The organism is Candidatus Neomarinimicrobiota bacterium, from assembly GCA_022573815.1.
Taxonomy (GTDB): domain Bacteria; phylum Fidelibacterota; class SORT01; order SORT01; family SORT01; genus JACZTG01.
Genome location: JACZTG010000002.1, coordinates 26226 through 40819, shown reverse-complemented (window position 1 = coordinate 40819; position 14594 = coordinate 26226). Strand labels below are relative to the sequence as shown.

Here is a 14594-nt window from a genome sequence, read left to right as displayed (position 1 = left end):
AATAACCCGCTCGGTGATTAATTCGGGCGTAAGAGATAATAATCCAAACTTACTTTATAGGAGGAAGAAAAAAGCCCGTATCCGCCGGTTATGTTACTTTCAGGCAGATAATTCGGATCTGTAGGGGGACCTTCGAGGTTTAAAACATGATAATTGTAATATCCTTGATCTAATGCGAATACTTCAAGTCGCTGAGGGCCGTAAAATGTATAATATATCCAGCCCAATTTATAGATTGCGTCCGTATCAACGCTATTGAACGAAATTTCGCTTTTTGTCAGGATTCTGTTCGTGATGTCCAAAGGACTATCATCCCCGATCCCTTCCCATTTAAATAGAAAGGCTTTAAGAGTATTGTCTTCCGTTACCATAGTTTCTGCGCGCGCATCCAAAGCCTCGTTTACGAGTCTGATCATCGCCGGAAACGATCCTCCGTTCAGCGTTCGAACCTTAAATGAAAACATATATGGATAAAGAAATTGCGCGTCTTCTCCGGCCGGAACATATACAAGGGAATCATTGGGATTTATAACAGGGCTCAGATCATACAATTCAATCGGAGCCGGAACAGTTGTAAAAGCCGTCACTGTTGTATGTTCATTATCATACGCTTCTACGCTGTATGTTGCTCCACTCTTTACTTCAAAAGCCGTGTCTGTGGATGAGTAAATACCCGGAACAGTCTCCACTAAAGTGTCAGAAATTGAATTATATTTTAATATAACTGTTGCCCCCGAAAGTAGGGTTGTCTGCTCATCGAACAGGTCATCTATTGAGGCCGACAAATTCAGCGTTATCTGCACATTATCCGCACCCGACTCCAGGTTGGCATTTAGCACTATCAGTTCTTCAAACTGCTTTGGGTCCGGTAAATCAAGCAGAGACTCACATGACAAAACCGTTAAGAGTGAAAAAAGTATGCTTATTGCGATAGTGGATTTATTATTCATCAAAATTCAGCCCTTATTCCGAACGTGGGAATCAAAGGAAACCCTCGTAAATCACTTCTCTCTGCAGGATTTCCCTTTTCGACTTCATCTGTATTCCAAAAAACGGCGAATATGTTTTTTCTGTTGAACACATTCACTATCTGGAAATAATAATCCATCTTCCAACTACTGAATCGCTTGTGCTTGGTAACGCTGAAATCGAGCCTATTGCTGAATGGTAACCGTGCGTTGTTTCTTGTTCCGGGAATTAGCTGATATTCCGGAACAGTGTATCCGGGCTCCCAATATGGATATGTTCCTATTTGTTGAGTAAACGGAAGCCCACTGCTGTAAGTCCAGGCGAATCCGAATTCGGTATTTGTTGATTTATTGAAGTTCAATACCCCCTTGAAAACATTTCTTCTATCCCAATTTGCCCAATATTTTGGCTCGTTCTCTATCTGTTTTATTACATAAGAATAAGTATAGGAAAGATTTCCGTTTAGTCTGCCGGAAGTCTTTTCAAGGAAAAATTCTACTCCAAATGCTTCGGCATCAGTTTCGACAAATACATCACTTACGGTAGGATTGATTAACTGTTCATCAAAAGTCGCCAATTGAGGACGTCCAACCAAAAGATTATGCATATTTTTATAATACGGTTCGAGAGTAAAATTTATATTTTCAGTCAGCTTGGTTTCAAAACCGAACATAATCTGATCGGCAAATTGTAGCGGAACGGATTCATCGATTGCAAACCATTGATCAATTATTGTAAATGATGAAAATTCATCGTTAAATGTATAAATATATTGGTAATACCGACCTATTGAAAAATTCAGCGCCGTTAGTGGATTCAGTAGTTTTTTGACAGATAATCTGGGCGAAAATGTTAATTTATCAACAGCATCGTTGTAAAATGTACTTCTGAGACCAGATTGAATAATCCAGCTGTCGGGATTCCACTTAGAATTGAAATACACTGCTGAAAATATCGGTTTCTGTATAATACGAATTAACTCCCTCTCATCAAACGTCTGCTTAAATTCTACGTTGAGGTCTTTAATTTCTGTTCCAAAATTAATCTGATGATTTTCAGTTCTGAAATATGTTAAATCCGCCTTCAGGGTCCAATCCCTGACTTTGTCCAACCCTATAAATGCATCATCTCCACCGAAGTTGAAGTTGGCCTCAAATTTACTGCGTGCTATCATAAATGTAGAGAACAGTCTGTTACTAAACAGATGTCGCCAGCGGGTAGAAAACGTTTCGTTTCCCCAGTCTATAAAAGCTGTGGCTGCTCTCCAATCAAGTACATCGCTTCCGAAATAGGCTGAAATCCTCAGCCTGTCGTTCGGAGTTAAATCCTGATAAATGTTCGCCTGAATATCAAAAAAATAATATGGAAAATCAAAATCGCTGATGCCAAGTTTGCGAGCTCCGTCAAGCGCTTTATCTATATAGGTTCTTCTGGCGGCAAACAACCACCCGCCGTTAGCAATGGGACCTTCAATTAACATTTTCGATGATATTAGGCTGATTTCGCCTGAGCCTGCTATACGTTTATTGTTACCGTCTTTTGTCTTAATATCAAGTACGGAAGAAAGACGTCCACCATATTCAGCAGTATAGCCGCCTTTGATAAGCTCTGCTTCACGAAGTCCGTCGGTAATAAATGTGGAAAAGAATCCGCCAAGATGAGAGGGATTATATACCGTGATTCCATCAAGCAATATCAGGTTTTGATCTGTGTTTCCTCCGCGTACCAATAACCCCGCTGAAAAATCGTTTTGAGACATTACACCGGGCAGAAATTGTAGCGCCCTGAATAGGTCAACTTCTCCTATTTGGGGAAGAGTTTTTATCTTTATGGGATTTACCGACACAGTCGAAGTCTTGATGGTTTTCTCAAACTCGGATTTTTCACCGGTCACCACAACTTCCCTACCTATTAAATCTTTCGCGGCTAATTCAACATCTTCACGACCACTATAGCCTGGCTGCACATTTATTATTTTTTCAAATCGAGCATATCCGATAAACGTTATTAAAAGAGTATATTGTCCAGGAACGATCTTGGGAACGGAATAAAAGCCTTCGATATTACTTACAGCGCCGAATCGAGTACCCTTCAGGACTATATTTGCGCCGTAGATATACTCCCCTGAACCGGCATCGGTTATAGTACCATGGATTGAAACACCGTCACCGGCTTCTGAAAAATCTGATTCCATCCTCGTAGCCGAAACCGAATCGGAAATGACAACTGATAATAAAAATACTATCAGCTGCTTTCTAATATTATCCAACTCGGCACCTTAATACGCAGCCCTGTCAGAAGCGGTTTTTTCAAATACATCTTTAAGCAGCGCTTCTTCTTCAGATGACAATTCCACATTTCGCCGCGCCATCACCAATCGGGCAGTAACAACCGCTTTATCAATTTGATGACTTGTCATTCCTTCAGCGCCGCCCCACGAAAATGATGGTATGAACTTCGGTGGAAAACCGCTTCCGTAAACATTGCTCGCAATACCTACGTGTGTGCCCGTATTGAACATTGTATTGATACCTGATTTTGAGTGGTCGCCCATTACAAGCCCGCAAAACATTGTACCGGTGTCTATTGACTCACCCTCCACATGGAAACGTACGTTTCCATAATTGTTTTTCAGATCGCTGTTGTTGGTGTCAGCCCCAAGATTGACCCACATTGCCAAATAAGCGTGACCTAAAAAACCATCGTGTTGTTTATTTGAATAAGAGTGAAAAATAGATTCTTCCACTTCACCGCCGACCTTACAAAATTCGCCGATAGTCGTGCCTTCGTAAATCTTAGCTCCGGCTTTTATGATGCTGTTCTCACCTATATAAAGAGGACCTTGTAGATACGCATTTGCCATTATGTGCGCATTTGCGTCTATAATAATCGGACCTTCTTCTGCATCAAGCGATACACCCGGTTTTATTATTGCTCCTTCTGCGATATAGATATTTTCCTCGTTGAGCATATTAACGCCATTGTGAACCTTGCCGTGGATTCCGGGGCCTTCAAATTCCCGGGTTATTTCATTTCCATTTTCAAGAAATAGATTCCAGGGAAAATTAATCCAAGTACATTCTATCTCTTTTTCAGGAAGATCGGGAAAATCCTTTCGGCTTAACAGCATTCCCTTTACCGCCCTTATAAGATCGATATTACCCCCCGACAGCACCGCCGCTGCAACAACGCCATCTTTTAAGTAAAGTGCATCCTCCGATTCATCTATAGTTTTGAGAGCAGATTCTGTGATGATACTTCTGCCGTTAATAAAAATATATTTATCGGCGGAATAGCTGTTTATCTCCGCCTTTGGGTTTTGATTCGTCAAAACAGCTGCCAATTCTTCGCGGCAATGAAGAGTTTCAAATTCATCTTTAAATATTTTTTGATATTTTTCTCTGATAGTCCGTATACCGAATTTCAAGTCGTATACAGGACGTAGGTGAACTAACGGGTTCAGACGTCTTGTATGTTCGTCTTCGAATAACACCGATCTCATCATTCCTTATTATTCCTCCGATATATCGTAACGGATATTTAAATCCATTTGTTTCATTTAATGCAATGTCTTCAATCCCCGGAGCTGATTATCGTCTTGTTTTTTGTATCAGCTCAACAGGGATAAGATTTGTGTATTCATCTCTGACAATTCTGTAAACTTTTTCTAAGTTGGTATGAATTCCCTGCATTTCAAGTACTACATTATAGAATTCGTCTGAATTATCCCATGCGAATCCGACAAGCAATCTGTTACCGAGTTTCTTACACAAATATGCCGAGTATAAACAGAAATTTGTGTTCAAATCCACAGTAAGGTCGTATTTGGAAAATCCTTGATCGCTAATCCACTGGGATTTAGGTAATCTCCAAAAACCGATATCCGATTTTTTTAATATTATCTTCCGAGCGTTTGTTTCCTGCTGAAAAGAATTCGCGTTTTTTTCCGTGAGTATAATAGTAACCCGATTAGAAACTTCAGCCGCGAATACGCTCTTAAATACGTATCTTGCAATCCTGAACTGTTTTTCATCCTCAGGCATACATATCAGTATTCCCGAACTTTCTTCAATACTTTTCCCGATGGAAATAGGAGAATTGGAATCAACTTCAGCGTGCGAGAATTTTCTTATCGCATAGCTTGCAATGTCTTTTCTGAAAGAAGTTAAAATAATATTTCTTTTGTTTACTTTTTATCTGAAGGAATATAATAACTGGTGAGTTCAGATGAAAACAGAGATAAATAATGATTAGTTAATATATCATTTCGATTAACGTTCTACCAACCGCATCAAGGCTCGCAGGGCTGCATCTGTCGGGAGTATCAAGAGAAGTATGCCAGAGATTGACCCCTCTCTGTACATAGTTAAAATCAATAATATCTATAGCGGGAATTCCCGCATGCTCAAAAAGCATCGTGTGGTCATCTTCGACATAGTGGCCAAGCCGTCTTTTAAATTGATATGCTCCTGCGCGTTCGGCTGCGCTCCAAACTTCATTAACCAATTTTTTATTCCGGTCATAGGAATATCTTTCAATAGGCAACTCGAGGTTTGCGTCACCTACCATATCTATAATCAGCGCCCATTCAGGTTTGTCACCTTTAAAATTCTGGCTAAAATACCTCGATCCCAAAAAATACCTTTCTAAATCACCTTCCTCCCCGAAATCTTCACCATCAAATAAAACTATATCCACACCAATAGGAGGAGTATTTAAGTTAAAAATTCTGGCAAGCTCCAATAGCACTGCCACACCGCTTGCGCCGTCGTTTGCGCCCAACATGGGGTCGTTTCTCTTTAACGGGTCTAAATCGTTCTCCGAACGTGGTCGCGTATCCCAATGCGCCCCCAATAATGCCCTTTTGGGGTTTGACAAATTAAATGATGCTATAATATTTGTTAGCTGGTATTTCCTTCCTGTAGAGCTATCAAGGTATGAAAATGTTTGTAATTTCAGAGTATCCGCTAATGCGCTAAGTTTCGATGCCAGATACTCAAGAGTGTTTTTATGCCCGGTTGAACCCGGATTTCTTGGGCCGAAATCACATTGCTCAACCAAAATATTAAACGCGTTTGCACTATCAAATTCAGGTTTTGTATTACCGCATGATACAACAGTTGTAAGGAGAATCGAGAATATTATCTGTTTTGAAACAGTATGTATGTTCTTATCCTCTGATGGTTATGTTAACCGTTAAGCCAAAATCTTGGAAGCTGGTGGTTCCGTTTATAGTTTCTGTTTTTCCAATTTCAAAAAATACACCACCATTAAGTTTTGAGCTAAAAGAATAATTCATTTGTGGTTGTAGTGTCCATCTATTTGATTTATTTATCGTCGCAAATTCATTTGTTGTTGGTCCTGTCCGCGAACGGGTCAAATTCTTCCCACGATTATAATTTAAAGAAAATGTTACCTGGTTATCAAGTTTGAAATCCCTGAAGAAAAAGATGGGCAACCTGAATCCTCCGCGCCGTGAATAATTGGCTGTCACAGATAAATTTGAAGTGTTAATTATCTGCGTTCCATCTCTGATTCCAAAAAAATTTGATATTGAAGATGAACTGTTATACCTGATAGTGACCGACACATCTCCTTTAAGGTTTAAGTTCAGACCCACTAACGGTTGCCAGGATTTTGAATAATTTTTGCCGGTAACTTCACTACTTATGGAATCAATTCTTGAATCATTCGTCAGTACTATTGTCTCTAATATCTTCTCGTTTTCTTTTCCGCTGAATCCATGTTCCAAACTTACTGTTTTTGCTATTTTGGAGAAGAAGGAAATTTTTTCGAGTCCCGAAAGGCGAACATTCCATGTCGGAAAAGGAATTCCTTCATTACCGAGCTCGCCCAGCGGGAAAAAGTCTCTGGATTTAGTAATATTCAAATTGCTTGCCGACGTTCTGCTTTTTCTTTCGTTCTGTCCATATGAAAAATTCACAGTCAAATTTCGGCTAATATTCAAGCCGCTTTTTGCAGTTATGTTGGTGTTTTCGCTTTTTCTATTCTCAGCCACTATAAGAGAATCTTTTACCAAATTCGGATTGTCTGTTAATCCCAATTTGTACGCCAATGACGGTGCGCCGAATACCGCAGGATTAGTTATATTTGTGCTTTTTGATATAGAAAAAGTAACCGGTTGGAGTTTTTGTGAAAGTTTTGTAATTAATTCCCCAAGTGTGGGATTTTTCTTACCCTTTTTTTCTATTGCTTCCTCTTTTTGTTTAGGTTTCTTTCTTGCTCTTCTACCCGGCCTTCTTTTTTTTGCAGTTTTTTTCGCAGCCGCCTTTTCCTTATCACTCTTTTTCGGAGTTAAAAATGACATGAATTTCTTCAAATTAAAATTCAAATTAGCGTTCATTTGTTTTTGACTCGAAACATCATTGCTTTGCAGCTGCCTCGCGCGTTGCAGCTGAAGTCGATAATTATTGTTATAACCAAAGCCTGTTTGGAGCCAATTAAAAACCTTTGGATTCCACCTTGCAGAAAAAGTTTCATTAGCATTGGTGAGCGCTCCAAAATCGCCGGAGAAGATATCTGATTTAGATCCTCTTAAATCACTTAAATCGTTAGTCCATCCTCTTCCATATTCTAAATTCATTGATTTAAATATTGGGAATCCTGTTTTTAGATTTCTTACCATATTAAATTTATATGATTCAGAAGGCTTGCCTCTTCGTGGAATCGATCTGCTTTTTGATTCAGTAGCTTTTAAATTCCAGTTAAAAGAGTTTGGATAATAATTGAACTTTTGGTCGCTCAATTTGCCGCCCAACCAAGGTATAGACTTGGTCCAGAAGAATGGTCTTAGTTTTGATCTTTTCTTCACGGGAAGTTTATAGGCAAAAGAGCCGTTATAAGCTGATAATGATTTTTCAAATATTTGTGAGTTGCTTCCGCTTTGATTTAGAATAGAAAGATTTCCCGTTGACTTATCTATAGTATATTTTAATATTCGTCTCCTGGATTTACTGTTCTTTTTAAACGAAATTCCAAATTTGCTTTGCCTTCCTATATTTTTTATAGAATCCGGAGCGCTACCCTGAACGAGAACATCTGTTCCGGGGAAAAATTTCGGCTTACTAAACTGCCGACTTATATTAAAAGTTATCGGTATTGATAGTCCCCATCGGGCAGGTAACAATTTATTGGATTGAAACGTGTTGTTAAACCGGTAAGAAACTCGTTCTGTACTGGATCCCGTACTTCCTAATTTATCTTCCACTTTATGGAAATTTGCATCAACTCTATCAATATTGAAATTCATATTTCCAATATCTGCGAATTTTATTGATGCGCTTCCACGGGCAGCGATGCCACTTTCACGTCTTATATCCGAAACTCGAAGTTCATCTAACCATATTTGTCCTGATATTGGAATGACCTTACGATTGTTTTTCACACCTACAACTAATTGTCGTAGCCGTGTAATCGAGGGAGAATTTACTATCCTCGCCTTCTTCCCATTTCCTAAATTGAATACTTCTCCATCTTTTAGCTTTAGCCGGGTTAACGCTTCAAGATCAATATCTATGTGATTCCTGTCATCCCAACCCGGATAAATCGGTTCGCTTATTTCATAATAGCTTTCATTACTTCGACCTATTCGTATGATAAACTCTACCGATGAAGAGTCCTTTCCGAAGTGCTTATCGCCGTGTACGAACATTTTTAATTTTTTATATCGTGCGATATCAATTTCTTTAAAGAATACTTTTCGAGCTGCGCCAAAAGCTCCGGGAGCAAGGTCATTAAATTTAAGAACCAGCGATTGTTCTTTTGCGCGCACTCTCGTTAATCTGTCCTCTTGTCCTGTTACGCCTGGCGGCGGCTGTAGATCGGGGTCTCCGTTTTCCCTCTTTCCATCATATATATCACTGTTATCTTCAGTGTTTACAACCGTTATCGTAAATGACGAATCATTTTTATCAAAATCAGTAGCGCCCTTTCCCAACACACCTATTTCCTGCCACTCGTTTCCGACGAGTTCAATAGTCGCTATTTTTATGCTCTTTTCCTTGTTTAATCCGGTTGCCCAAATCCGTACATATTGTATATCCTGAAACGAGGCGCCCGGTCCCGATTTAAAATTAAATTCCTTTAGAGGTAGTCTGTAAAGACGCCACCCCTTATCATTCCCTCTTCCGCCGGCGATTAATTGATCATCTCTTCCGTCGAGCCAGAATGAATACCTGAAAAAATCGTTTCGAGTGTCAAGAAAGGTATTTCTATTCAAATCTTCAGTGTCCGGAATGAAACCGCCCTCATCTCTTCGATTACCTTCCGTTCCGTTTATTCTTCGATAATCAATTTCCCTCTGGTTCGGATCAAAACGCCAATTATCGGCATTGGGATCTTTATTTGAAATAGCATCATAACCGGGTTCCTCTTCATCGATTAAACCATCAATTCCTAAATCTTCTCCTTCATCAAGTAGATTATTTCCTATTGTACCTCCCACAGGAACATCCTCAGTATTATATTCTCCGTCATCGTTAGCGTCCTCGCTAATATGACCTATGTCTATATTCAGCAGACCCTCGTTTCCATTTACCCATATTTCAATAAATTTAGTTTGAGTTTGATCGAAGAAACTCGCCGGTAGCGCCCTCATAACACCACCCCATCTTTGTTCACTGGGAATGGTGGAATCGGGTTTATCAAACCTATTATTTTTAGCATCTATTGTAATATTCAAAATATCAGTAAATAAATTCCCCGCCTGGCTACCAATATCTCTGTCTTCCCAAATTTCTTGAGTTAGCACTCTTTCAAACGGATTATACCAGTAGGTAAACGCTCTTTCTTCTTCGCCTTTAAAATTTTGTGGGTCCGGAGGAGATGCTCTAAACCAATGGCGACGGATTATGGATAACGATGTTATCCTTTTGCTTGCTTCAAAATCGTCTAAATATGCAACGCCATTATTATCTCCCGTCTCAATACTGTTGAGAGTGTTTGGATTCGGAATTATTTGTGCTATTTCTCCCTCAATATTTATTGCCGACGCCTGGTCCGTTTTAAACATCGGAAGAGCATTGACTCCCCGTGTAATGAAATTTGGTTTAAGATCAATTTTTCCATTAATATCCCACAACATATTCTTGATCGGTTCCTCTCCAACCCGAATTTTTTGGTCAATAGTACTTTTACTGAAAAATAGAAATGTCCCACCTAAATATGAGCTATCGCCAAATCTATATTCCGCCCTTGTTCCAAGAAGAGATTTCTTGTCCAATTGAAAGAGTTGGTTTTTTTCATATTTTATCTCAAGATTCGCTCCCGGGTCTGTCGCTCCATCTTTAAGCAGTGTTAACTGCCCGGTGAAATAATCTACGGAGTAATCAGTGCCTCTTGATAAAAGAACCCCATCTAAAATTACTTCTTCGCTTCCTTCAATAACGTTTATTCCAAGACTTAAGATTGATGATCTGTTTTTGTACGAAACCATTATCTTGAATTTGCTTGCTGCCTGAATAGCCTCTATGGCTGTTGTATCGTACAATTGAGGTGAATAAAAAGTTGGGGGGAGAGTTCTCGGAGCTTCAAACGGTCTCAAAGCTGGAAACCATAATTCTCCTCTTGCAAGATTGATAATTGATGATGTCTCAATGTCGAAAATTTCATCCGACCCTATTTTTCCGTTAACGTCAAGAGAATCCAAACCGAATATTTGTAGATAGTTCGTTCCGTTGCTGTCCCGTTCCTGCGGCTCGGCGCTTCCTCTATCAAAAACCACAGTCAACTCAAACCCTTCTTTATTAATGCCGGTAGCTCCGAGGAAATAAACATTTTTAAATTCCAAATCCCACGTAGGATGAGTTGGAACATGGTTCCTGCTTCTAATCATCTTCAGAACCACCAATGTATCCTGATTTTCGCCTTGTGTGATTATTTGTCCTCCAACAGTGACTCCAATATCATTTTCAAAGGTTACTGCGAGTATATCGTTACTGTTTAGGAAAGTATTCATTCTTATAAATCCGAGATTTTCGTTTATCTCGTATTCGACATTCTTGGTCAATCGCTTAAAGCGTCCTTTTTCTCCTCCACTCAAAGCTAAATCAAATCCCGGATCATTTACATCGTCCGGTTCAGGCACTGCCATCGCTTCAAAATTTCCTGTTTCGTTTCCTGCAGCGGTTACATATACCTCAATATTTTTGATTCGACTTGCCCTCCTTACAAATTGTGTTCTGATTGTTGGATATAGCGCATCTTTGTATGTATTACTGAGGAAAAAATATGTACCTTTTACATAATCATAATCATTGATTATCCTTGCTTGCGATGTGGCGCCTCCTTCAAGGGTCAATTTTTCCTTTTTGCCACGCTCAACGCTGGCAATAGTCGTAATATCAAGACCGCCGATTCTCATTAGTGATTTAATTCCGAAAAGTCCCTGATTTCTCCCTCCCGAAACGGCAAATCGAGTTCCGGGCAGCGATAGATCAATATTTCCTGCGTCAATTCGTTTTATAATCTCATCTTCATCGCCGAGATACCGAATCTTCAAAGCGTTCTCAAATTCAAAATCTCTCTCGGAATCTTGATCCACGAGGATACTTATTTTGTCTCCTATAGTTCCTTCAATATTGAATTGTTGCTTTTGGTCAAGCTTAAAAGAAGTATTCCGCGCCTCTGCAAAATTTTGGGCTACTGTACTTCTATTCTCATTCCGCAATCCACCGCGTATATTAATATTTCCGGTTACCCGTAAGGCAACATCCTGTCCGGCGATTGAACCGCCAATAATTTCTATTGCTCCTCCTCTTCCTCGCTCCCTTTCTCTCTTGAGAACATCTTCCACACGCAAAGTCCAATCTTCCAATAGTGACTTTTCCATTGCAAGCAGATAATAATCTTTAACACTGATGACTGTAGGAGCCTGTATATCTTTCCCGCGATATTGCTTCCTAAAAGTAAAATATTTCGCAGATGAATCTAACTCGACAATAGATTTGAAAAATCCGACCCTGAGCGGTAGAAACGCGCCGTCCAGCACGATATTTGAATCAGAATCAGACCAGTAAAGTCCCTGAAATGACTTCTTTAAAATTGGAACAAAGCCCGGTATCGAATAAATTGACGGTTCTTTACCGGACTCAGCATAAAGGGAGGTAATTTGCGCTACAAGTAGCGACAGCAATAGAATGAAACGGCGACTAGCTATAATATATTCTCTGCTGTCGCTGTTTATCATTAATAAATGTATGTTTTTTCATTAAATAATTTTGACTAAGGTTTTATTCCCAAGTCATCGTATCTCTTCTATCTTATAAGTCACCTCTATTTTAATTATTAATATATATCCGTTATTATTTTTAACATCTCGTTAAACGCTTTACCACGGTGTCCGATCAACTTTTTTTCTTCAATCGTCATCTCCCCAAAAGACAATTCCGAATTATCCGGTAGAAAAATCGAATCGTATCCAAAACCATTTTCTCCTCTTGGTTCCTTTAAAATGACTCCACCCACCTCTCCCCTTGTAATAATAGAAACGCTTGCATCAACCAGCGCCGCTATACATACAAACTGTGCAGTCCTTTTTTCATCCTGAACGCCATTCAGCTTTGAAAGCAATAGAGAACAATTATCTCCATAAGTGGCATTTTCGCCCGCAAATCGTGCGGACATCACACCCGGAGCTCCCTCGAGCTCATCTACCATTAATCCTGTATCATCTGCAATTGCAGGCAAACCGGTTGCTTCAGCTGCGCTTTTAGCCTTAAGTAGCGCGTTTTCATCTAAAGTAGCTCCCGTTTCTTCTACTTCAGGCGCATCAGGAAAATCCTTTAAAGAAAGGATTTCAATGTCCTTATCCCGCAATATATCCCTAATTTCTTTATATTTATCGTCGTTTCTGGTCGCAATTACTATCTGCATAGTTCAGGACACTCTTCTTTTACTCATTTCTACGGTAATTGTTTCCCAAAATATTGGTCGTTGAATACGATCTTGAAATGTGTCGTTCCATTCGTTACAAACGGTATTATTATTACATCAAAAAACATCTTTTCTCATTGTTCCAACAAAGTTTTACTAAAAGTATAGCTCGGTGAAATTAGGTTGTAACTTTAATATTGTCAACGGATTTGTGCCGATTCTACTTTCTCCATTCTACAGCATTAAGCGTACCTTGACATTCTTTTCTTGTTTGAATTCCCTTTTATTCTACGCTATATTGAGTCCTGCTTAATTATTATTACTACACTTATGATATTCTATAATTCAGTTAAATTGATTCTCCGCATCTCCATAAATCTATTCTTTGACGAGGTAGAAATTCACAATCTGAAAAACGTGCCGGAAGAAGGTCCGATTTTAATAGCCGCCAATCATCCTTCAAGTATTATGGATGCCCTTGTTCTTGGCGTTAAAACTCCTCGTAAAATTCACTACATCGGTCATTCGGGGCTTTTTTCCAACCCGATAAGTAAGAAATTTCTTTACGCTATGGGTATCATCCCTGTTTACCGGAGATTTGACAACCCCGATAAAATGAATAAAAACGACGATATGTTCCGCGCGGCTTATACTATTCTCGAGGAAGGAAAATGCATCGGTATCTTCCCGGAAGGAACGAGTCAAACGGACCGAAAAGTCCTTAAACTGAAAACCGGAACAGCTCGAATTGCACTCGGAGCCGAGAGACAAAACGATTTCAAATTGGGCGTTACCATTATTCCACTTGGACTTTATTTTACAGCCCGGCATCGATTCAGAAGCAATGTCTTGCTAAATTTTGGAAAACCTATAATTGTCTCAGAGTTCAAAGAAACTTATCTGACTGATGAATACGAGGGTGTGCACCGCCTAACTGATAAAATCTCAATAGAATTGGGTAAACTTACACTAAATATCCAAAAGGACGAATTTAACGATTTTGTGACTGATTTGGAGAAAATATATAGAGCTCCGCTAAAAGACAAACTCGAAAAGGACGAAATTCTTATTTCCGATGATGAAGTTTTTAAAGAAATGTTTTTAACCAAACATCTTGCTGAAGCAGTTAGTTATTATATGGAGAACGACCCGGAAAAAGCTACGGCATTGCTGCACGATGTAAAATATTACAGAATGAAAATTGACAGGCTCAATCTTCACGATTCTTTGTTACAAACGGATATCACTGAATCCAAAGTCACAAAACGCAGTTGGAAAATGGTTATGTGGAGCATAATCGGCCTTCCGCTATGGATAGCCGGCGTTATAACTAACTATCCTCCTTATCGGTTTGCCGAATTCGTAGGTAAAAAAATCGGATACGATCAAACGAAAACATCGTCTGCTCTTATGATCGGCGGGGGGATAGGATTTTTGGCATATTACTTCTTAGAAACCTTACTTATTTGGAATTTATTCGATCCTATGATTGGCGTAGCATTCATGACAAGCTTGCCGTTTCTTGGCTTCGGCGCACTTGCGTATCGAAAAAAGGTGAAATATCGTTGGAGAGTCTGGCAGTTTTCACTTACACTATTAACAAATAGACATATAGTCAAAAAACTAAAACTTGAGAGAAATAGCATCATTCGACGATTAGACGAATTTAAAGATGATTATTTGAAGGTTATGGGCGCTTCGGAGTGATTATTGAACCGTTTAATACCATATAG

The 14594-nt window shown here is 39.3% G+C and carries 8 protein-coding genes; 1 reads left to right on the top strand and 7 read right to left on the bottom strand.

Going from position 1 to position 14594, the window contains the following annotated elements; translation table 11 throughout:
- Positions 1-17: 17 nt before the first annotated feature.
- The 7 genes from IIB39_00985 to rdgB form a co-directional block, all read right to left on the bottom strand.
- Positions 18-950: a DUF4249 family protein gene (locus tag IIB39_00985; GenBank protein ID MCH8927273.1), complete on the bottom strand. Its 933-nt coding sequence runs from the start codon at positions 948-950 to the stop codon at positions 18-20.
- Entirely contained in the window at positions 950-3238 is a 2289-nt protein-coding gene (locus tag IIB39_00980) for a TonB-dependent receptor (GenBank protein MCH8927272.1), read from the bottom strand. Before IIB39_00980 ends, IIB39_00985 begins: the two co-directional genes overlap by 1 nt.
- A 9-nt stretch (positions 3239-3247) precedes the next feature.
- A complete protein-coding gene (locus tag IIB39_00975) occupies positions 3248-4474 on the bottom strand; it encodes a GlmU family protein (protein MCH8927271.1) in 1227 nt (408 codons plus the stop codon).
- Between the two features lie 85 nt (positions 4475-4559).
- Complete coding sequence (locus IIB39_00970; GenBank protein MCH8927270.1) at positions 4560-5012, bottom strand: hypothetical protein; 453 nt, start codon at positions 5010-5012, stop codon at positions 4560-4562.
- Between the two features lie 211 nt (positions 5013-5223).
- The gene (locus IIB39_00965; protein ID MCH8927269.1) at positions 5224-6030 is read right to left on the bottom strand and encodes a M28 family peptidase; all 807 of its coding nucleotides are present in this window, start codon (positions 6028-6030) and stop codon (positions 5224-5226) included.
- Positions 6031-6139: 109 nt separating this feature from the next.
- The gene (sprA, locus tag IIB39_00960) at positions 6140-12175 is read right to left on the bottom strand and encodes a cell surface protein SprA (protein MCH8927268.1); all 6036 of its coding nucleotides are present in this window, start codon (positions 12173-12175) and stop codon (positions 6140-6142) included.
- Positions 12176-12273: 98 nt separating this feature from the next.
- A complete protein-coding gene (gene rdgB, locus IIB39_00955) occupies positions 12274-12861 on the bottom strand; it encodes an RdgB/HAM1 family non-canonical purine NTP pyrophosphatase (protein MCH8927267.1) in 588 nt (195 codons plus the stop codon).
- A gap of 354 nt (positions 12862-13215) precedes the next feature.
- On the opposite strand from rdgB, the gene IIB39_00950 reads away from it, so the two are divergent.
- Complete coding sequence (locus IIB39_00950) at positions 13216-14568, top strand: 1-acyl-sn-glycerol-3-phosphate acyltransferase (protein MCH8927266.1); 1353 nt, start codon at positions 13216-13218, stop codon at positions 14566-14568.
- Positions 14569-14594 lie beyond the last annotated feature (26 nt).